18 protein-coding genes, 1 tRNA gene and 1 pseudogene are annotated in these 18,273 nt (G+C 73.9%); 5 read left to right on the plus strand and 15 right to left on the minus strand.

Annotated features, from left to right (window positions below; translation table 11 throughout):
* A pseudogene (locus BMZ50_RS07525) lies at window positions 1-320 on the plus strand (IS982 family transposase); the annotation flags it as partial.
* Between the two features lie 20 nt (window positions 321-340).
* On the opposite strand, the gene BMZ50_RS07530 reads toward BMZ50_RS07525, so the two are convergent.
* The 6 genes from BMZ50_RS07530 to BMZ50_RS07555 form a co-directional block, all read right to left on the minus strand.
* Window positions 341-676 (minus strand): hypothetical protein, encoded by a 336-nt coding sequence (locus tag BMZ50_RS07530; protein ID WP_143087117.1) that lies wholly within the window; start codon window positions 674-676, stop codon window positions 341-343.
* A 327-nt stretch (window positions 677-1,003) separates the two neighbouring features.
* Window positions 1,004-1,591, minus strand: a complete 588-nt coding sequence (gene pth / locus BMZ50_RS07535) for an aminoacyl-tRNA hydrolase (protein WP_091322794.1) — start codon at window positions 1,589-1,591, stop codon at window positions 1,004-1,006.
* Window positions 1,592-1,658: 67 nt separating this feature from the next.
* On the minus strand, window positions 1,659-2,330 hold the full coding sequence (locus tag BMZ50_RS07540) for a 50S ribosomal protein L25/general stress protein Ctc (protein WP_091322796.1): 672 nt from the start codon (window positions 2,328-2,330) through the stop codon (window positions 1,659-1,661).
* 189 nt (window positions 2,331-2,519) lie between these two features.
* Entirely contained in the window at window positions 2,520-3,500 is a 981-nt protein-coding gene (locus BMZ50_RS07545) for a ribose-phosphate diphosphokinase (RefSeq protein ID WP_091322799.1), read from the minus strand.
* 46 nt (window positions 3,501-3,546) lie between these two features.
* Window positions 3,547-5,028 (minus strand): bifunctional UDP-N-acetylglucosamine diphosphorylase/glucosamine-1-phosphate N-acetyltransferase GlmU, encoded by a 1,482-nt coding sequence (gene glmU / locus BMZ50_RS07550; protein WP_091322801.1) that lies wholly within the window; start codon window positions 5,026-5,028, stop codon window positions 3,547-3,549.
* Between the two features lie 69 nt (window positions 5,029-5,097).
* Window positions 5,098-5,173 (minus strand) — tRNA-Gln (locus BMZ50_RS07555).
* A 155-nt stretch (window positions 5,174-5,328) separates the two neighbouring features.
* Here BMZ50_RS07555 and BMZ50_RS07560 point away from each other — a divergent pair.
* Window positions 5,329-6,318 (plus strand): acyl-CoA desaturase, encoded by a 990-nt coding sequence (locus tag BMZ50_RS07560; protein WP_091322803.1) that lies wholly within the window; start codon window positions 5,329-5,331, stop codon window positions 6,316-6,318.
* A gap of 86 nt (window positions 6,319-6,404) precedes the next feature.
* Window positions 6,405-7,043: a TetR/AcrR family transcriptional regulator gene (locus BMZ50_RS07565; protein ID WP_245753450.1), complete on the plus strand. Its 639-nt coding sequence runs from the start codon at window positions 6,405-6,407 to the stop codon at window positions 7,041-7,043.
* Window positions 7,044-7,050: 7 nt separating this feature from the next.
* Here BMZ50_RS07565 and BMZ50_RS07570 read toward each other — a convergent pair whose 3' ends face one another.
* Together BMZ50_RS07570 and rsmA are read right to left on the minus strand one after the other, a co-directional pair.
* Window positions 7,051-8,019 carry a 4-(cytidine 5'-diphospho)-2-C-methyl-D-erythritol kinase gene (locus tag BMZ50_RS07570; protein WP_091322810.1) on the minus strand — a complete coding sequence of 323 codons (969 nt, stop codon included), beginning with the start codon at window positions 8,017-8,019 and terminating at the stop codon, window positions 7,051-7,053.
* A complete protein-coding gene (gene rsmA / locus BMZ50_RS07575; RefSeq protein ID WP_245753497.1) occupies window positions 8,016-8,759 on the minus strand; it encodes a 16S rRNA (adenine(1518)-N(6)/adenine(1519)-N(6))-dimethyltransferase RsmA in 744 nt (247 codons plus the stop codon). The genes BMZ50_RS07570 and rsmA overlap by 4 nt, the downstream gene beginning before the upstream one ends.
* Between rsmA and BMZ50_RS24695 the strand changes: the two genes are divergently transcribed.
* Window positions 8,652-8,903 carry a hypothetical protein gene (locus BMZ50_RS24695; RefSeq protein ID WP_245753510.1) on the plus strand — a complete coding sequence of 84 codons (252 nt, stop codon included), beginning with the start codon at window positions 8,652-8,654 and terminating at the stop codon, window positions 8,901-8,903. The two genes, rsmA and BMZ50_RS24695, sit on opposite strands and share 108 nt — an antisense overlap.
* On the opposite strand, the gene BMZ50_RS07580 is transcribed toward BMZ50_RS24695, so the two are convergent.
* From BMZ50_RS07580 to BMZ50_RS07605, 6 genes are all read right to left on the minus strand, one after another.
* Window positions 8,896-9,987, minus strand: a complete 1,092-nt coding sequence (locus BMZ50_RS07580; protein ID WP_091322812.1) for a resuscitation-promoting factor — start codon at window positions 9,985-9,987, stop codon at window positions 8,896-8,898. The genes BMZ50_RS24695 and BMZ50_RS07580 overlap by 8 nt on opposite strands.
* Before the next feature lie 338 nt (window positions 9,988-10,325).
* Window positions 10,326-11,165 (minus strand): hypothetical protein, encoded by an 840-nt coding sequence (locus BMZ50_RS07585; RefSeq protein WP_091322814.1) that lies wholly within the window; start codon window positions 11,163-11,165, stop codon window positions 10,326-10,328.
* 18 nt (window positions 11,166-11,183) lie between these two features.
* Window positions 11,184-12,095: a TatD family hydrolase gene (locus BMZ50_RS07590; RefSeq protein ID WP_091322816.1), complete on the minus strand. Its 912-nt coding sequence runs from the start codon at window positions 12,093-12,095 to the stop codon at window positions 11,184-11,186.
* Window positions 12,092-13,885 carry a methionine--tRNA ligase gene (gene metG, locus BMZ50_RS07595; RefSeq protein WP_091322818.1) on the minus strand — a complete coding sequence of 598 codons (1,794 nt, stop codon included), beginning with the start codon at window positions 13,883-13,885 and terminating at the stop codon, window positions 12,092-12,094. Before metG ends, BMZ50_RS07590 begins: the two co-directional genes overlap by 4 nt.
* 33 nt (window positions 13,886-13,918) lie before the next feature.
* A complete protein-coding gene (locus BMZ50_RS07600) occupies window positions 13,919-14,551 on the minus strand; it encodes a hypothetical protein (protein WP_091322820.1) in 633 nt (210 codons plus the stop codon).
* A gap of 100 nt (window positions 14,552-14,651) precedes the next feature.
* Window positions 14,652-16,160 (minus strand): amino acid permease, encoded by a 1,509-nt coding sequence (locus tag BMZ50_RS07605; protein WP_091322822.1) that lies wholly within the window; start codon window positions 16,158-16,160, stop codon window positions 14,652-14,654.
* Window positions 16,161-16,282: 122 nt separating this feature from the next.
* Between BMZ50_RS07605 and corA the strand changes: the two genes are divergently transcribed.
* Window positions 16,283-17,392 carry a magnesium/cobalt transporter CorA gene (gene corA, locus BMZ50_RS07610; protein ID WP_091322824.1) on the plus strand — a complete coding sequence of 370 codons (1,110 nt, stop codon included), beginning with the start codon at window positions 16,283-16,285 and terminating at the stop codon, window positions 17,390-17,392.
* An 11-nt stretch (window positions 17,393-17,403) separates the two neighbouring features.
* Here the strand turns inward: corA and rsmI are convergent, their stop codons facing one another.
* The gene (gene rsmI, locus BMZ50_RS07615) at window positions 17,404-18,243 is read right to left on the minus strand and encodes a 16S rRNA (cytidine(1402)-2'-O)-methyltransferase (protein ID WP_091322825.1); all 840 of its coding nucleotides are present in this window, start codon (window positions 18,241-18,243) and stop codon (window positions 17,404-17,406) included.
* Window positions 18,244-18,273: the final 30 nt, after the last annotated feature.

Genomic DNA, 18,273 nt, shown 5'->3' on the forward strand with positions numbered 1-18,273 from the left:
TGCTCATCGCCGACAAGGGCTACATCTCCGCCGAACTCGACGACTACCTGCACCGGCGCGGCGCCGATCTGCTGCGCCCGTCCCTGCGCCACCGCGCACCCCGGCCCGGCCAGGGCCTGCTGGCGCCGATCCGGCAGCTCATCGAGTCCGTCTACGACACCCTCAAAGGCCAGCTGGACCTGGAACTGCACGGCGCACGCACGCTCACCGGCGTGGCTACCCGCGTCGCTCAACGGATCCTGGCCTTGACCGCCGCGATCTGGCACAACCGCGCCACCGGCCAGCCGATCACCCGATCCCTGATCGCCTACGACCACTGATCGAGTTCGGACTTACTCGTCTAGTACGCGCCCTCGTGCTGCGGGTTGAACGGCCCGTCGTCGCTGGTCCCCCCGTAGCGGTTCACCCGCCACTTCGCCCGGTCGATGCTCGGACCGTCGAACTCGTCCGCGAAGACCGTGGTCCAGATCCCCTCTTCGCCGGACGGTCCGGCGGTTGGAAGCAGCCGCGCGACCTGCCGGGCTGCCTCCTCTGCCGGCCCCGCTGCCGACCACGGATCTGCGTCGCTCGGCACAGGATCGGCATGTGCACTGGGGGTCGTCGGACTGGTACCGATCACGACAACAGCCGACGCGACGACGGCATACAGCAGGAGACTGGCGACGAATCGCCACACGCTCCACACGGAAACGGGAAGTCGGGGAGCATCCGCAGCGGCGCCCTGCCCGGGTTTCCGCGACGTCAGCCAGCGGCACCCTGAACTCGATTCACGAAGCTGTGGTGTCCCCCCAGATCAACCATCCCGTCCATCATCACGGACAGTTGCCTTCGGGGCCCGAGAGCGTGGCGGCGCTGCTCCAGGCGACTCGGCGGCCCCCTCCGAACTTGCAGAGGGTAATCGAGGGCGCAACAGCCTCCGGAGCGGTTCACCTGTTCGGGCGACGACCCACGGCCCAGCGCGGCCCTCCTGATGAGCCTGCCCACCGCGCGTCGAGGCGGCTCGTCAGGTGCGGGCGTGGACCAGGTTCTGCGCGCCCTCGAGGCCACGGGTGAGCAGCTCCTCGGTGGCGTCGACGGCCTCGGCGAGGAGCAGGTCGAGCTCCTTGCGCTCGGTGGCCGAGAAGTCCTTGAGGACGAAGTCGGCCGGGTCCTGCCGGCCCGGCGGGCGGCCGATGCCGATCCGCACGCGCAGGTAGTCCTTGGTGCCCAGGGACCGCGAGATCGAGCGCAGGCCGTTGTGCCCGCCCTCGCCGCCGCCGCGCTTGAGCCGCACGCTGGCGAAGGGGATGTCGAGCTCGTCGTGCAGCACGATGAGGTCGGTCTCCGGGATGCGGTGGTAGTCGAGCAGGCCGCGGACCGGGCCGCCCGACTCGTTCATGTAGGTGGTGGGGCGGGCCAGCACGACGCGCCGGCCGGCCAGCCGCCCCTCACCCGACAGCGCCCGGGACCGGGCGCCCTTGCCGGGGGACAGCCGGATGCCGGCGCGGGCGGCCAGCTCGTCGAGCGCCATCGCGCCGACGTTGTGCCGGTTCCCCGCGTAGGAGGGGCCGGGATTGCCGAGGCCGACCACGAGGAACGGGCCCTCGGACACAGGCTCCCCGGGGGCGCCGGCACTGCCGGCGCCCCCGGGGGGCGCGGTGCTGCTCAGGGGGTCCTGCTCAGGACTGGTCGTCCGAGCCGGCCTCGGCCGGAGCTGCCTCGCCGGCGGGCTCCTCGGCCGTGGGCTCCTCGCGCTCGATGCCCGCCTCGGCCTCGGCGGCCTCCAGCTCGGCTTCGAGGGCCTCGGCGGTGGGTGCGCCGAGGAAGCCGATGACCAGCGCCTCGGGGTCGGTGACGAGCGTCGCGCCGGACGGCAGGACCAGGTCGCCGGCGGTGATCCCCTGTCCGGCGCTCCTGCCGGTGATGTCGACCTCGATCGTGTCGGGCAGCCTGGTGGCGTCCGCCTCGATCGAGACGGTGTTCAGCTGGTGGTTCGGGATGGTGTCGGGGGCCGGCTCACCGACGATGACGACCGGCACGTCGACGGTGGTCTTCTCTCCACGGCGGACGACGAGCAGGTCGACGTGCTCGTGCTCGCGGGTCAGCGGGTCGCGCTGCACGGCCTTGGTGAGGGCCAGGTGCTCCTTGCCGTCGAGGACCACGGTGAGCAGGACGTTGCCGCCGCCCTTGCGCAGCGTCGCGGCGAACTCGCGGGCGGGCAGGGACAGGTGGACGACGTCCTGGCCGTGCCCGTACATGACGGAGGGAATGCGGCCGGCCCGGCGGAGACGGCGGGCGGCGCCCTTGCCGAACTCGGTGCGGGGCTCGGCGGCGAGGCGGAAGTCAGCCACGGTGGTGTGCTCCTCGAGAGGGGATCGGGTCTCTGACCGGCGCACGGCGCGGCACACCCCGGAAGGCACACGCACGTCGATCACGGAGTACGGACGGACCGTCTCCCTCGCCGGGCTGTGCCACCTTACCCGGCCGCCGGCCGGGTACCGCGGCCAGGTGCCGTTCCCCGGCGGCCGGCGGCCTCCCCGTCAGCTGGCCCCGTCGAAGAGGCTCGTGACCGAACCGTCCTCGAAGACCTCCTTGATCGCCCGAGCGAGCAGCGGGGCGATCGAGAGCACGGTCAGCTTGTCGAACTGGCGCTCGGGCTCGATCGGCAGCGTGTTGGTGACGATGACCTCGCTGATCCGGCTGTTCTTCAGCCGGTCGACGGCCGGCCCGGAGAGCACGCCGTGCGTGGCGGCGACGATCACGTCGGCCGCGCCGGCGTCGAACAGGGTCTCGGCGGCCTTCACGATCGTGCCGCCGGTGTCGATCATGTCGTCGACGAGGACGCAGGACCGCCCCTCCACCTCGCCGACCACGCGGTTGGCCACGACCTCGTTGGGCCGCAACGGGTCACGGGTCTTGTGGATGAAGGCCAGCGGGACGCCGCCGAGCTTGTCGCTCCACCGCTCGGAGACCCGCACGCGGCCGGCGTCGGGCGAGACCACGGTGACGTCCCGGCCGCTCCAGCGCTCGCGGACGTGGTTGACGAGCAGGTCGAGGGCGAAGAGGTGGTCCACCGGGCCGTCGAAGAAGCCCTGGATCTGCGCGGTGTGCAGGTCGACGGTCATCAGCCGGTCGGCGCCGGCGGTCTTGAACATGTCGGCCACCAGCCGGGCGGAGATCGGCTCTCGGCCGCGGTGCTTCTTGTCCTGGCGGGAGTAGGGGTAGAACGGCGCGACCACGGTGATCCGCTTGGCCGAGGCGCGCTTGAGCGCGTCGACCATGATCAGCTGCTCCATGAGCCAGGTGTTGATCGGCGCGGTGTGGCTCTGCACGACGAAGGCGTCGCAGCCGCGTACGGACTCCTCGAACCGGACGAACAGCTCGCCGTTGGCGAACTCGTACGCGGCGGTGGGTGTCGGCGTCACCCCGAGGTGACCGGCGATCTCGTCGGTCAGCTCCGGGAAGGCCCGGCCGGAGAACAGCATCAGGCTCTTGCTGGTGGTCTGCCGGATGGCGCTCATCGGCTCAACTGCCCCTTGGTTCGTCGGTGTCGGAGACGGGCCGGCCCTACTCGGACACCTGCGTACGAGTGTCGGCCGCCCCTGCGGCCCCTGCATCCTGGGCCGCATCCGCGGCCTGGGCCGCGGCGGTACCCGGCCGCCTGCGGCTCACCCAGCCTGCCACATTCCGCTGGGCCGCCCGTGCGATGCCCATCGCACCCGGGGGGACGTCCGTGGTGATCACCGAGCCGGCCGCGGTGTAGGCGCCGTCCCCCACGGTGACCGGCGCCACGAACATGTTGTCCGCCCCCGTGCGGGCGTGGTCCCCGATGGTCGTGTGGTGCTTGGCGACCCCGTCGTAGTTGACGAAGACGGTCGCCGCCCCGATGTTCGTGCCCCGGCCGATGGTCGCGTCCCCGACGTAGGACAGGTGAGGCACCTTCGACCCCTCCCCCACCTCGGCGTTCTTCGTCTCCACGAAGGTGCCGACCTTGGCCCCGGCGTGCAGCCGGGTGCCCGGGCGGAGGTAGGCGAACGGCCCCACCGAGACCCCGGGGCCGATCTCGGCACCGACACAGTGCGCGCGGACGACGCCGGCTCCCTCACCGACCGCGGTGTCGACCAGCGTGCTGTCCGGCCCCACGACGGCGCCGGTGGCCACCCGCGTCGTCCCCTGCAGCTGGACGCCGGGCTCGATGACCGCGTCGGGCTCGACGGTGACGGTGACGTCGACCCAGGTGGTGGCCGGGTCGACGACGGTGACGCCGGAGCGCATCAGCTCGTCGAGCACCCGGTCGTTGAGCGTGCGGCGGCGCGCGGCCAGCTCCCGGCGGTCGTTGCAGCCCAGCACGTCGACCGGGTCCCCGGCGCGGGCGCCGCCCACCCGCTCGCCGTCGGCCACCAGCAGGGCCAGGACGTCGGTCAGGTACTGCTCGCCCTGGTCGTTGTCCGCCCCGACGCGGGCCAGCGAGCGGCGCAGCGCCGCGGCGTCGCCGACGTACACCCCCGCGTTGATCTCCCGGATCGCGCGCTGCTCGTCCGTGGCGTCGCGCTCCTCCACGATGGCCCGCACGGCGCCCGCGCCGTCCCGGACGATCCGGCCCAGCCCGGTCGGGTCGTCGACCTCGGCGGTGAGCACGGTCAGCGCGTTGCCCGCCGCGCGGTGGGCGTCGACCAGCGCGGTGACCGTCTCGGGCCGCAGCAGGGGTGCGTCGCCGTTGACCAGCAGCACCGGGCCGTCGAGGTCGGGCACCGCGTCCAGCGCCACCGCGGCCGCGTGCCCGGAGCCGCGCTGCTCCTCCTGCAGGACCGGCAGGGCGCCGGGGGCGATCGCCGCCAGGTGCTCCTCGACCGCCGCCCGCCCGGCGCCGACGACGACCACGGTGTGGCGGGCCGCCAGGGGGGCGGCCGCGCTGAGCACGTGACCGAGCATGCTGCGCCCGCCCAGGGTGTGCAGGACCTTGGGCGTCGCCGACTTCATGCGGGTGCCCTGCCCGGCGGCGAGGACGACGACGGCGGCCACGTCGGGAGCCGGCTGCTGGTCGATCATGGATCTCCTCGGTCGACGGCGCCCCCTGCGGGCGCCGGACGGCGGAACGGCCCGGGACCGGGCCGGCGGTGGCTGGGGGACTCGGACTCGAACCGAGACTTCCCGGCTCCAAAGGCCGGCGGGCTGCCGATTACCCCATCCCCCATGGACGGGCGTCCCCCTGGAGACTAGGGCGCCGCACCGGGCGGCGTTCACCTGCCGGGCGGGCGGACCTCCCTACGGTCACGTAGGTTACGGGCTCGTAACCCCGGCCACCGCGCACCGCGCAGGGACCGGGAATCCTCGTGCCCAGGAGGCCGCTTGTCCGCTCCCGCCGTCACCCGGCCCACGGTCCCGGTGCGCCGCCCCGCCGACCCCGACGGAGGGCTGCCGGCGAACGCCCTCGGCAAGGAGAAGGGCCACCTCGAGCAGGTGACCCTCTACGTGTTCGTGGTCGTGCCGTTCCTGGCGCTGGCCGCGGCGGTGCCCGCCGTCTGGGGCTGGGGGCTGTCCTGGCTCGACGTCGGGCTCGCCGTCGGCTTCTACTTCCTGACCCTGCTGGGCGTGACCGTCGGCTATCACCGGCACTTCACGCACGGCTCGTTCAGGGCCGCCCGGCCGCTGCGGATCGCGCTGGCCGTCGTGGGCTGCATGGCCATCCAGGGGCCGGTCGTCCAGTGGGTCGCCGACCACCGCCGGCACCACGCGTTCTCCGACCGCGCGGGGGACCCGCACTCGCCGTGGCGCTACGGCACCGACACCCGCGCCCTGCTCAAGGGCATGTGGCACGCCCACCTCGGGTGGCTGTTCGACCGCCGGCAGACCAACGCCGCGCGCTACGCCCCGGACCTGCTCAAGGACCGCGGGCTGCGGATCACCAGCCGATTGTTCATCGTCTGGGCGTTCCTCAGCCTGGCGCTGCCCGCGGTCATCGGCGGGCTGGTCACGGCGAGCTGGGCGGGCGCGTGGACGGCGTTCTTCTGGGCCGGGCTCGTGCGGGTGGCCCTGCTGCACCACGTGACCTGGTCGATCAACTCCGTCTGCCACGTCGTCGGGAGCCGGCCGTTCGTCTCCCGGGACCGGGCCACGAACTTCTGGCCGCTGGCGATCCTCAGCGGCGGCGAGTCGTGGCACAACCTGCACCACGCCGACCCGACCTGCGCCCGGCACGGCGTGCTGCGCGGGCAGATCGACCTCAGCGCCCGGGTGATCTGGCTGTTCGAGAAGCTCGGCTGGGCGCGCGACGTGAAGTGGCCCGACCCGGTGCGGCTCGCCGCGAAGCGGCGGGTCCCGGCGTCGGCCGCGTCCTGAGCACCCCGATCGATCCTCGCCCGCCCGGGCGACCGGCGTCCCCCCGGTCGTCCGGGCGGGCGCGATCCCGGGGCACCATGGACGCCGTGTCCAGCGGCGCTGCCCGTCCCCGGGTCCGGATGACCGGCGCCCAGCGCCGCCAGCAGCTGCTCGACATCGGACGGGAGCTGTTCGCCCAGCGCGGCTACGAGGCCACCTCGATCGAGGAGCTGGCCGCCCGGGCCGACGTCAGCAAGCCGGTCGTCTACGAGCACTTCGGCGGCAAGGAGGGGCTCTACGCCGTCGTCGTCGACCGGGAGATGCAGCGGCTGCTCGACCGGTTCGCCTCCGCCTTCGCGGCCGGCGGGCACCCCCGCGACCTGCTCGAGCGGGCCGCCCTGGTGCTGCTGGACTACATCGAGGAGGACACCGACGGCTTCACGGTGCTCTCCCGCGACTCCCCGGTGACCAGCGCGTCGGGCACGTACTCGTCGCTGATCGGCGAGGTCGCGCGCAAGGTCGAGCACATCCTCGGCTCCCAGTTCGACGCCCGGGGCTACGACCGCCACCTCGCCGAGCTCTACAGCCAGGCGCTGGTGGGCATGGTGGCGCTGGTGGGCCAGTGGTGGCTGGAGACCCGCACGCCGGGCAAGCGGGAGGTCGCCGCGCACCTGGTCAACCTCGCCTACAACGGCCTGGCCCACCTGGATCCCGCTCCCGGGCTGGCCGACGCGCCGGAGAGCTGAGCGCGGCTCAGCCGACCAGCCGCGCCCCGGGCACCGGGCCGTGCACCGCCCGCACGGTGCGGAAGACCCCCTCGCCGGCCAGCGCGGCGGTCAGCCGCACCGCCGACTCCTCGTCCTCGGCCAGGGCGGCCACCGTGGGGCCGGAGCCGCTCACGACCGCCGCCGCGGCCCCGGCCTCGGCGGCCGCGCGCAGGGCGCGGCGCAACGGCGGCCGCAGCGACAGCGCAGGGGGCTGCAGGTCGTTGGAGACCGCGGCGGCCAGCGCCGCCACCGGTCCGCTGCGCAGCGCGGCGATCACCGGCTCGGGTGGGGTGAGTTCCTCCCCGCCGGGCAGCCGCCCCGCGGCCCGCAGCCGGTCCAGCTCGCCGTAGACCGCCGGCGTCGACAGCCCCTCCCCGGCGATGCCCAGCACCCAGTCCCACCGCCGGCGCGCCAGGACCGGGGAGAGCTGCTCGCCGCGGCCCGAGCCCAGCGCCACCCCGCCCTGCAGGCTGAACGGGACGTCGCTGCCGAGCTGCGCGGCCAGCGCGGCCAGCTCACCCCTCGTGGCGCGAGTGCCCCACAGCGCGTCGAGGGCCACCAGCGCCGCCGCGGCGTCGGCGCTGCCCCCGGCCAGGCCGGCGGCGACCGGTATCGACTTGTCGACGGTGATCGACGCGTCGGCGGCCACCCCGGCCCGCTCGGCGAGCAGCTCGGCGGCCCGCCAGACGAGGTTGCGGCGGTCAGCCGGGACGGCGTCGGGACCCGTCGTCGCCGCGGCACCCTCCCCGGCCACCTCGAGCGCGAGCCCGTCACCGGGGCGGACGGTCACGGTGTCGAAGAGCGAGACCGCCAGGTAGACCGTGCGCAGCTCGTGAAAGCCGTCGGAACGCAGCGGCCCGACGGCGAGGTGCACGTTGATCTTGGCTGGTGCGCGGGCGACCACCGCGCCGTCCCCGGCGATCCGGCCCGGACCGCCCGGCGCCGACCAGCTCATGCCTGCTGCGCCGGCTCGGTCGCGGCCAGGCGGGCGAAGTCGGTCACCGACAGCCGCTCCCCCCGGGTGGCCGGGTCGATGCCGGCCGCCCGCAGCCGGGCCTCGGCGGCCGCGGGGCTGCCCGCCCAGCGGGCGAGCGCGGCGCGCAGCCCCTTGCGGCGGGTGGCGAAGGCGGCATCGACGACGGCGAACGTCGCGGCACGGTCGCCGGGCGGCGGGGGCCGGCGGACGAGGGCAACCAGTCCGGAGTCGACGTTGGGCTCGGGCCAGAAGACCCGGCGGCCGACGTTGCCGGCCCGGCGCACCTCGCCGTACCAGGCGGCCTTGACCGACGGCACGCCGTAGGCCGCCGTCCCGGGCGGGGCAGCCAGGCGCTCGGCCACCTCGGCCTGGACCAGCACGAGGGCGCGCCGCAGGGTGGGCAGCAGCTCCAACAGGTGCAGCAGGACCGGCACGGCCACGTTGTACGGCAGATTGGCCACCAGCGCCGTGGGCGGCGGCCCCGGCACCTCGAGGATCCGCAGCGCGTCGGCCTGGACCACGGTGAGCCGGTCGGCCAGCGCCGGGACCCGCTCGGCCACCGTGCGGGGCAGCCGCTCGGCCAGCCGGGGGTCGATCTCGACGGCGGTCACGTGCGCGACCGCGGGCAGCAGCCCGAGGGTCAGCGAGCCCAGGCCCGGGCCGACCTCGAGGACGACGTCGTCGGGCGTCAGCTCGGCGGTGCGGACGATCCGGCGGATCGTGTTGGCGTCGTGCAGGAAGTTCTGCCCGAGGGTCTTGGTCGGCCGCAGGTCGAGCTGCTGGGCGAGGTCGCGGATGGCGGCCGGGCCCAGCAGCCCGTCGGTGGGCTCGGCGGGCGTGCTCAGGAGGACCCGATCAGCTGAACAGCCGCGAGCCGCAGTGCGGCCACTGGCCGGCCCCGGAACGGGCGTACAGCATCTGCGCGCGCATCGTCTGCTCCTCGGCTGAGGCGGCCGCCGGGTCCCCTGTCCCGCCGACGGAGGCCCAGGTCCCCCGGGAGAACTGGTACAGGCCACGATAGGTGCCGGTGGAGCTCACCGCGTTCGGCCGGCCGCCGGACTCGCACTGCGCCAGCGCCGCCCAGTTCAGGCCGTCGGCGGTGACCGCCGGCGCCGGGCGCTCCTTGGTGCCGACGGTGACCAGCTCGTCGACCGGCTCGCGGGTGACGGTGGTGGCGAGCTGCTCGCGGGCGGTCTCGACGCCGTCGGTGACCGTGACCCGGTAGGTGGTGGCCTGCTCGCCGTCCACGCCCTCCTGGGTGACCGTCTTCTCACCGGTGAACGCCTCGGGGTTCGGCGTCTCGACGGTGCCGTGCGGGATGGGGGTGGTCACGACGACCTCGTCGACCTGCACCCGGAAGACCTGCAGCACCATGCGATGGAGCAGGGCCTGCTCGGGGTAGAGGCTCGTCCGGTCGGTCTCGGCCAGGGTGATGCCCTGCTCGGCGAGCAGGTCGGCGGCGGTCGCCGCGGTGGTGGTGACCGCGCGCTGCTGGCCGTCGACGACCAGGGTGACGTCCTTGGGCGTGGTGATCGACAGGGCCATGCCGTCCAGCGGCAGGCGCTCGCTGCGGCTGGCGGAGACCACGAGGTCCTCCGCGCGGTAGCCGAGCTGCTCGAGCGCCTCGTCGACCGACAGCGCGGTCACGTAGACCTCGCTCTCCACCCCGTCGACGGTCAGCTGCAGCGGCCGGGCCCGGTTCACGACGACGGTGTCGCCGTCGGCCACGCCGGCGGCCGCGTCCGGCAGGACGACATCGTGCGCCTCGGTCCGAAGGCCCTCCTCCTCGAGCACCTCACCGACGGTGTCGGCGTACGTGCTGACCTCGCGCGCCTGTCCGTCGACGGTCAGCGTCAGGGACTTCTGGGCGGCGAAGTAGGCCAGGGAGCCGCCCGCAAGTCCGAGCAGGACCAGGGCGAAGAGGGCGAGCTTCAGCGATCGGGGCACGTCACTTCCAGGGGTCACGGAACCCGGGCAGAGGAGAGCCCCGGCGGACCACCGAGCGGTGGCCGCCATGCGCGTCCCCGGCCTGGACGGCGATCGACCGGGAGCTCAGGCTCCCGGTCGAGGTGCCGCCCGGGTCGGTCCCCACCCCGGCTGGTCACGACACGATAACGAACGGACTACGTACAGCAACGGCGCGAGAGCAGTGAACCAGAGGGACGCTTTGACGACATGTGGGCGCGCCGACACGATCAGTGAACGGCACTCCGCCCAGGGGCGTTCGACCCTGGGGGCAGGGACCGCCTCAGTGTGTGACCGAGGTCACAGAAGAAAGTGCCTGCTCAGCCGGCCAGCGCCCGATCCGCCGCCTGCACCGGCCGCAACCAGGTGAGGAGGAACCCCGCCACCCCGAGGCCTGCGGCGACGCCGGCGAAGCCGCCCGCGACGAGCGCGACCGGCACCAGGTCGACGCCCTCGGTGACCCGGTCCCCCAGGTCGATGCCGGCGACGAGCAGCAGCGTGCCGAGCGGCAGCAGGGCCAGCACGCTGGTGGCCGCGGTGACCAGGTGGGCCGTCCAGGTCCGCAGCGCCTCGTCGACCGGCACGTCGGCCCCCTCCGCCGGGAGCGGGCGGGCCAGGGCACGCAGCAGCGCCAGTTCGGCCAGGGCCCACGCCAGCAGCGGCACGACCAGGGCCACCCAGCCGACGGAGTCGGGCAGGGCGTCCCGGTGCCACATCAGCGCGACGACGACCACCTCGGCGGCCACGACCGCGCGCATCGTCCAGAGCAGCCACAGCGAGATCTGCTCGCTGCGCCGCGGCCGGCGGGCCGGCGAGCTGAGCCGCCAGCGCGGCCGCGACCGGGTCGCCTCGGCCAGCAGCACGCCGGTCAGGAGGCCGATACCCAGCGCCGGCAGCCACAGGAACACCGAGGCCTCGGCGAAGAGGACCACGCTGACCACGATGCCGATGATGCCCAGCAGCAGGCCCAGCCGGCGGACCCGGCGGCCGTGCTGCGCCTGCCGCTGCAGCGTCGCGGCGCCCTCGGGTGTGGGCGTGGCGAACTCGACACCGGCGGAGGCGACCGCCCGGCGACCGGCGGCCAGCGCCCAGGCGCGGGCCAGCAGGACACCCGGGACCAGCACGGCGATGAACAGCACGACGGCGATGAGGCGGCCCACGAGCCCAGTGTCCCCCGTTCAGAAGCGCCCGGCGGCCTCCGCTGAGCACGAAATCGGCTCCCCCTCCCAGGGGCCGAAGACGCGCTCGGCGTTCGCGGTCAGCGCCGCGCAGAGCTGCGCGATCTCCACCCCGGTGACCTCGGCGAGGGCCCGGACGGTGAGCGGCACCAGCCGCGAGGCGTTGGGCCGGCCGCGGTGGGGCACCGGGGTGAGGAACGGCGAGTCGGTCTCCACCAGCAGCTGCTCCACGGGCGTGAGCGCCGCGGCCTCGCGCAGGTAGCCGGCGTTGCCGAACGTCAGCGTGCCGGCGAAGGACAGCACGTACCCGCGTTCGACGCAGGCCTTGGCGAAGACCGCGTCGCCGGAGAAGCAGTGGAAGACGGTGTGCTCCGGCGCCCCCTCGTCGTCCAGCACGCGGAGGATCTCGCCGTGGGCGTCCCGGTCGTGGATCACCAGGGCGACGCCGCGCTCCTTGGCGATCCGGATGTGCGCGCGGAAGGACGCCTCCTGCGCGGCCCACCCTTCGGGGCCGGTGCGGAACCGGTCGAGGCCGGTCTCGCCCACGGCCCGCACGCGGGGCAGCGCGGCCAGCCGGTCGATCTCGGCCAGCGCGTCGTCGGTGGCGGCACCCGCCCCGGCCTCGTTCGGGTGGACAGCGACGGCCGCCAGCACGTTCGGGTGCCGGGCGGCCAGCGCCGCCGACCACTGCGACGAGCCGACGTCCACCCCCACCTGGACCAGCCGGGGGACGCCGACGGCGACCGCGGCGGCGATCTCGGCGTCCACCTCGGCGTCGGTGGGCTGCCGGTCCTCCCCGCCGACCGCGATGTCGAGGTGCGTGTGGCTGTCGACCGCCGGCGCCGGCAGCGGCTCCGGGGAGGGCGGCGCCTCGCCCCGCCGGTTGGCCCGGGAGCTCGCCGAGCGACTCATTCGCCTTCTTCCAGCCGCCGCAGCTCGTCCTCCACGATCGACTCGTCGAGCTTCTTGAACACCGGCGTGGGCGGCGCCAACGGCGTCCCCGCCTGCAGCGGCCGGGACGCCCAGACGGCCTGCGCCGCGTCGTAGTCGCCGGTGATGATCGGGTACGGCGAGCCGTCGTCGAGGTCGGTGACCTCTTCGATCCGGGGGGCCGGCGACCACACCCCCGTGCCGCCGAGCAGCTCGTGGATCTTCTGCGCGGAGTGCGGGAGGAACGGGGTCAGCAGCGCGTTGCAGTCGCTGACCGCCTGCAGTGCCGTGTGCAGCACCGTGTCGCGGCGGGCCGGGTCCTCCTTGAGCTTCCACGGCGCCTGGTCCGACAGGTACTTGTTGGCCTCGCCGACCACCCGCATCGCCTCCGCGGCGGCGGCCTTCTGCCGGTTGCGGGACAGCAGCTCACCGATCGGCCCGAACGCCGAGGACGTCGTGGCCAGCAGCGCGCGGTCGGCGTCGGTCAGCTCGCCGGGCGTGGGGACGGCGCCGACGTTCTTCGCCGCCATCGACACCGACCGGTTGACCAGGTTCCCCCAGCCGGCGACCAGCTCGTCGTTGTTGCGGCGGCGGAACTCCGACCAGGTGAAGTCGGTGTCCTGGGTCTCCGGCCCGGCCGCGGCGATGAAGTAGCGCAGCGCGTCGGCGTCGTAGCGGGCGAGGAAGTCGCGCACGTAGATGACGACCTGCCGGGAGGAGGAGAACTTGCGCCCCTCCATGGTGAGGAACTCGCTGGAGACCACCTCGGTGGGCAGGTTCAGCCGGCCCAGCCCACCCGGGGTGCCGCCCTTGTCGCCCGCGCCGTTGTAGCCGAGCAGCTGAGCGGGCCAGATCTCGGCGTGGAAGACGATGTTGTCCTTGCCCATGAAGTAGTAGGCGTCGGAGTCCGGCGTCTGCCACCACTGCCGCCACGCGTCGTCGTCCCCGGAGCGGCGGGCCCACTCGATCGAGGCCGACAGGTAGCCGACGACGGCGTCGAACCACACGTAGATCCGCTTGTCCGGCCGGTCGATCCAGCCCTCCAGCGGCACGCGCACACCCCAGTCGATGTCGCGGGTGTAACTGCGCGGCTTGAGGTCGGTGAGCAGGTTCCTCGCGAAGTTCAGGACGTTGGGCCGCCAGCCCTGCCGCGTGCCCAGCCAGTCGCCGAGGGCGCGGGTGAACGCCGGCAGGTCGAGGAAGTAGTGCTCCTCCTCGACGAACTTCGGCGTCTCGCCGTTGATCCGGCTCACCGGGTTGATCAGGTCGACCGGGTCGAGCTGGTTGCCGCAGTTGTCGCACTGGTCGCCGCGGGCGCCGTCGTAGCCGCAGATCGGGCAGGTGCCCTCGATGTAGCGGTCGGGCAGCGTGCGGCCGGTGGACGGGCTGATCGCGCCGAGCGTCTTCTTCGGGAAGACGTAGCCGTTCTTCAGCAGCCCCAGGAAGATCTCCTGGCTGATCGCGGCGTGGTTCTCCGTCGTCGTCCGGGTGAACAGGTCGTAGCTCAGCCCGAGGCTGGCCAGGTCGTTCACGATGATCCGGTTGTTGCGGTCGGCGATCTCCCGCGGGGTGATGCCCTCCGCGTCGGCCGCGACGGTGATCGGCGTCCCGTGCTCGTCGGTGCCGCTGACCATGAGCACCCGGTCACCCGCCATGCGGTGGTAGCGGCTGAAGACGTCGGAGGGGACGCCGAAACCGGAGACGTGGCCGATGTGCCGCGGACCGTTGGCGTAGGGCCACGCCACCGCGGTCAGGATGTGCCGATCACTCACGCCGTCGAGAGTACGGAGCCCCGTCCACCCCGGTCAGCGCTGGCTGGTCCCCGCCGTCACCGGTGCGTCGGGCGCGGCCTCCGGCACCGGGGTGAGCAGGGCGACGGTGCACAGCGCGAGCCCGATCACCGCGACGGTGGCGGCGCGCAGGCGCCGGTCCACGGGGGCCGGCGTCCCCCGGCGGGCGGGCGCCCGCGGCCCCTGGGCCACCCAGGCCAGCGCGGACGGCGCGCCGGCGAGCAGCAGCTTGCCGATCGGCACGGCCAGGGTCAGCAGCGCCAGCGCGGGCAGCGGGAGGGTGGCCGGCAGCGTGTCCAGCACCGGCGTGACCTGGCTGAGCACCAGCAGGAGGCCGATGAGCGCGAGCTCGCCGTAGCAGACCGCGGTGAGCAGCCGGCGTCCCGACCCGTCGACCAGGAGGGCGCCGCCACCGGCGCACAGCACCACCCACCCGGCCAGGAGCAGCAGGAGCGCGGCGACCACGCCACCGGACGGGCGCAGCGGGGAGAGGAGCAGTCCGTCGAGGCCGGTCAGCGCGCCGGCGACCAGCGCCACCGCCTCCACGCCGGCGACGACCGCGGCCGCCACCACGGCGGCGGGCGGACGGCGGTGGACGGCGGGCGGCGCCGCGAGGGTCTCGCGGGCGTCGAGGACGGTGCTCGCCACGGGGCTGCTCTTCCTGGCCGGGGACGGTGGTCACCGGTCAGGTCGGCCCGGGCCGGGCTCCGCTGTACCGCCGCGGCGCCCCGTCTCACCCCTTCGGGGGTCAGCTCCCGGGGACGTCCTGCGGGGCGCCGGAGGGCCGCCGCTCCCCCGTGGCCATGCGGCTGTGCCCGCGGCCGTACGCGAAGTACACGACGACGCCGATCACCATCCAGATCACGAACCGCAGCCACGTCTCGGTGGGGAGGTTCGCCATCAGCCAGAGGCAGGCCAACGCGGAGACGATCGGCAGCACGGGCACGAACGGCACGCGGAAGGCACGGGGCAGGTCCGGCCGGGTGCGCCGCAGCACGATCACGCCGAGCGACACGAGGAAGAAGGCGAACAGCGTGCCGATGTTGACCAGCTCCGCCAGTTCGGTCAGCGGGACGACGCCGGCCAGGATCGCCACGAGGACGCCGGTGGCGATCGTGATCCGGTACGGGGTGCCGTACCGGGGGTGCACCTTGGCCAGGGGACGCGGCAGCAGGTGGTCGCGGCTCATCGCGAACAGCACCCGCGACTGGCCCAGCATCAGGATCATCACGACGGAGGTCAGCCCGGCCAGCGCACCCAGCGAGATGATGCTCGAGAAGAAGGTGAGCCCGTTGGCGGCGAACGCCCCCGCCAGCGGCGCGGTCGCGGAGAGCTCCGTGTAGTTCTGCATGCCGACGACCACGAGGGAGACCGCCACGTAGAGCACGGTGCAGATGGCCAGCGAGCCGATGATGCCCCGCGGGAGGTCCCTGGCCGGGTTGTGGGTCTCCTCCGCGGCGGTCGCGACGATGTCGAAGCCGATGAAGGCGAAGAACACGATGGCGGCGCCGGCGAGCACCCCGCCCCAGCCGTACGTGCCCTGGCTGAACCCGGTGAGCACCGAGATCAGCGGCGTGTCCAGCCAGCCCCCCTCCCCGGCGGCGGCGGGCTCGGCCGGCGGGATGAAGGGCGAGTAGTTGTCGGCGTTGATGTAGAAGATGCCGACCGCGATCACCAGCAGGACGACCGCCAGTTTGATCGCCACGATCACCGCGGTGACCCGTGAGGAGAGCTTGATGCCCAGCACCAGGACGGCGGTCATGGCCAGCGCGATCGCGATCGCCGGGATGTTGAAGACCGCCGTCTCCCCCGCGATCGACGACGGCAGCGCGAGGCCGACGTCGTCGAGCAGCTGGTTGAGGTAGCCCGACCAGCCGACCGACACCGTGGCCGCGCCGAGGGCCAGCTCGAGCACGAGGTCCCAGCCGATGATCCAGGCGACGAACTCGCCGAAGGTGGCGTAGGAGAACGTGTAGGCCGACCCGGCCACCGGCACGGTCGAGGCGAACTCGGCGTAGCACAGCGCCGCGAGACCGCACACCACGCCGGCGATGACGAAGGAGAGGGCGACCGCCGGGCCCGCCTGGTCCCGCGCCACGACACCGGTGAGCACGAAGATGCCGGTGCCGATGATCACCCCGACACCGAAGACCGTGAGGTCCAGACCCGAGAGGTTCTTCTTGAGCCGGTGCTCGGGTTCGTCGGTGTCGCGGATGGAGTCCTCGACGGACTTGACCCGATGTGCGGCTGTGGCCATGTGCGTCCCCTCCCCCGGCGGGCCGGCGGCGCCGGCGCGACTGGTCCCCGGGCAGCGTCGCACGGGTGCGGCGCGCTCGCATGCCTACGCTGACAGGTCAGGCGCCAGCGGGAAGGAACACGATGACCGGCACGGAGATCCCCCGGGAGGCGGCCGGGAGGGCGCCGTCCGGACCCCTGTCGCCGCTGCGCCCCCGCACCCCGGGCGCCGCCCGCACCACGCCCTCCCGGCCCGACGGCGTCGGCCCCGTCGTCGACTGCGGGGTCTACGTCGACGGCCGCCGCCAGGAGCCGGTCGACCACCACGAGGCGCTGCACCAGGCGGTCGCGCAGGGCGGCTTCGTCTGGCTGGGCCTCTACGCCCCCACCGAGGCCGAGCTCGGCACGATCGCCGAGCACTACGGCCTGCACCCGCTGGCCGTCGAGGACGCCGTCTACGCCCACCAGCGGCCCAAGCTGGAGCGCTACGACGACGGCCTGTTCATGGTGTTCACCACCGCCACCTACGTCGAGCACGACCGGCTGACCGCCACCAGCGAGGTCGTCGACACCGGCGAGATCATGGTCTTCCTCGGCGCCCACTACGTGATCACCGTGCGGCACGGGGAGCACGGCGGGCTCACCGACCTGCGGCGCAGCCTGGAAGGCCAGCCCGAGCTGCTCACCCTGGGGCCGGCGGCGGTGCTGTACGCCGTGGCCGACCAGGTGGTCGACGCGTTCGTCGACGTCGCCAGCGCGGTCGAGGAGGACGTCGACGAGCTGGAGGCCTCGGTCTTCAGCGACCGGCGCACCGACGACATCGGCCGGCTCTACCAGCTGAAGCGGGAGCTGATGTCGCTGCGGCGTGCGGTCTCCCCGCTGGAGGTGCCGCTGCAGAAGCTCGCGGAGCGGCAGGTCGACGTCGTCCCCGACGCGATGCGCTCCTACTTCCGCGACGTCGACGATCACGCCATCCGCGTGCGCGAGCAGGTCGCCGGCCTCGACGAGCTGCTGACCTCGATCCTGCAGGCGTCGCTGGCCCGCACCTCGCAGGCCGACAACGAGGACATGCGCAAGATCTCGGCCTGGGCCGGCATCATCGCCGTCCCGACCGCGATCGCCGGGATCTACGGGATGAACTTCCGGTTCATGCCCGAGCTGGACTGGCGCTACGGCTACCCGCTGGTGCTGGGCCTGATCGCGGTGGTGTGCCTGCTCCTCTACCGCGGCTTCAAGCGCAACGGCTGGCTCTGACGATCCACGGGTCAGGCGTCCTTGGCGGCGACGACGGCGTCGTAGACGGTGCGCCGGGGCAGCCCCGTGCGCAGGACGACGGCGCGGATGGCGTCCTTGCGGGTCGCGCCCGCGGCCTCCTCGGCAGCCACCTCCGCGGCCAGCTGCCCGGCGTCCAGCTCGACCGGCGCCGGCACCGCGCCCCCGACGACCAGGGTGATCTCCCCCCGCACGCCCCCGGCCGCCCAGCCGGCGAGCTCGGCCAGCGGCCCGCGGCGGACCTCCTCGTGGGTCTTGGTCAGCTCGCGGCACACGGCGGCCGCCCGGTCGTCCCCGAACGCGGCCGCGGCGTCGGCCAGCGCGTCGGCCAGCCGGTGCGGCGACTCGAAGAACACCATCGTGCGCCGCTCGTCGGCCAGCGCCGACAGCCGCGCCCGTCGCTCCCCGGCCTTGCGCGGCAGGAACCCCTCGAAGCAGAACCGGTCCACCGGCAGCCCCGACACCGCCAGGGCCGTGGTCACCGCCGACGGGCCGGGCACCGAGGTCACCTCGACCCCGGCGTCGATGGCCGCCCGCACGAGCGTGTAGCCGGGGTCGGACACCGAGGGCATGCCGGCATCGGTGAGCAGCAGCACCGTCCGCCCCTCGGCCAGGGCGGCGAGCAGGCCGGGCAGCCGCGCCCGCTCCACCGACTCGTGGAAGGTGACCACCCGGCCCGAGACGGTCACCTCCAGGTCGTTGGCCAGCCGGTGCAGCCGGCGGGTGTCCTCGACGGCGAGGACGTCGGCCTCCGCGATCGCCCGCCGCAGCCGCGGCCCCACGTCGCCGGGCTGGCCGAGCGGGGCGCCGCCGAGCACGAGCCGACCAGTCATGCCGCGAGCCTGTCACGCCGATCGCCGTAG

The organism is Geodermatophilus ruber (genome assembly GCF_900114385.1).
GTDB lineage: Bacteria > Actinomycetota > Actinomycetes > Mycobacteriales > Geodermatophilaceae > Geodermatophilus > Geodermatophilus ruber.

What these genes read in the sequence shown, in the direction of transcription:
- BMZ50_RS07545 (WP_091322799.1), bottom strand. Translation starts at nt 3,500, where the DNA reads ATGAGCGCCATCCGGCAGACCACCAGCAAGAGCCTGATGCTGTTCTCC.
- glmU (WP_091322801.1), bottom strand. Translation starts at nt 5,028, where the DNA reads ATGATCGACCAGCAGCCGGCTCCCGACGTGGCCGCCGTCGTCGTCCTC.
- BMZ50_RS07570 (WP_091322810.1), bottom strand. Translation starts at nt 8,019, where the DNA reads ATGAGCTGGTCGGCGCCGGGCGGTCCGGGCCGGATCGCCGGGGACGGC.
- BMZ50_RS07590 (WP_091322816.1), bottom strand. Translation starts at nt 12,095, where the DNA reads ATGAGTCGCTCGGCGAGCTCCCGGGCCAACCGGCGGGGCGAGGCGCCG.
- BMZ50_RS07605 (WP_091322822.1), bottom strand. Translation starts at nt 16,160, where the DNA reads ATGGCCACAGCCGCACATCGGGTCAAGTCCGTCGAGGACTCCATCCGC.
- corA (WP_091322824.1), top strand. Translation starts at nt 16,283, where the DNA reads ATGACCGGCACGGAGATCCCCCGGGAGGCGGCCGGGAGGGCGCCGTCC.
- rsmI (WP_091322825.1), bottom strand. Translation starts at nt 18,243, where the DNA reads ATGACTGGTCGGCTCGTGCTCGGCGGCGCCCCGCTCGGCCAGCCCGGC.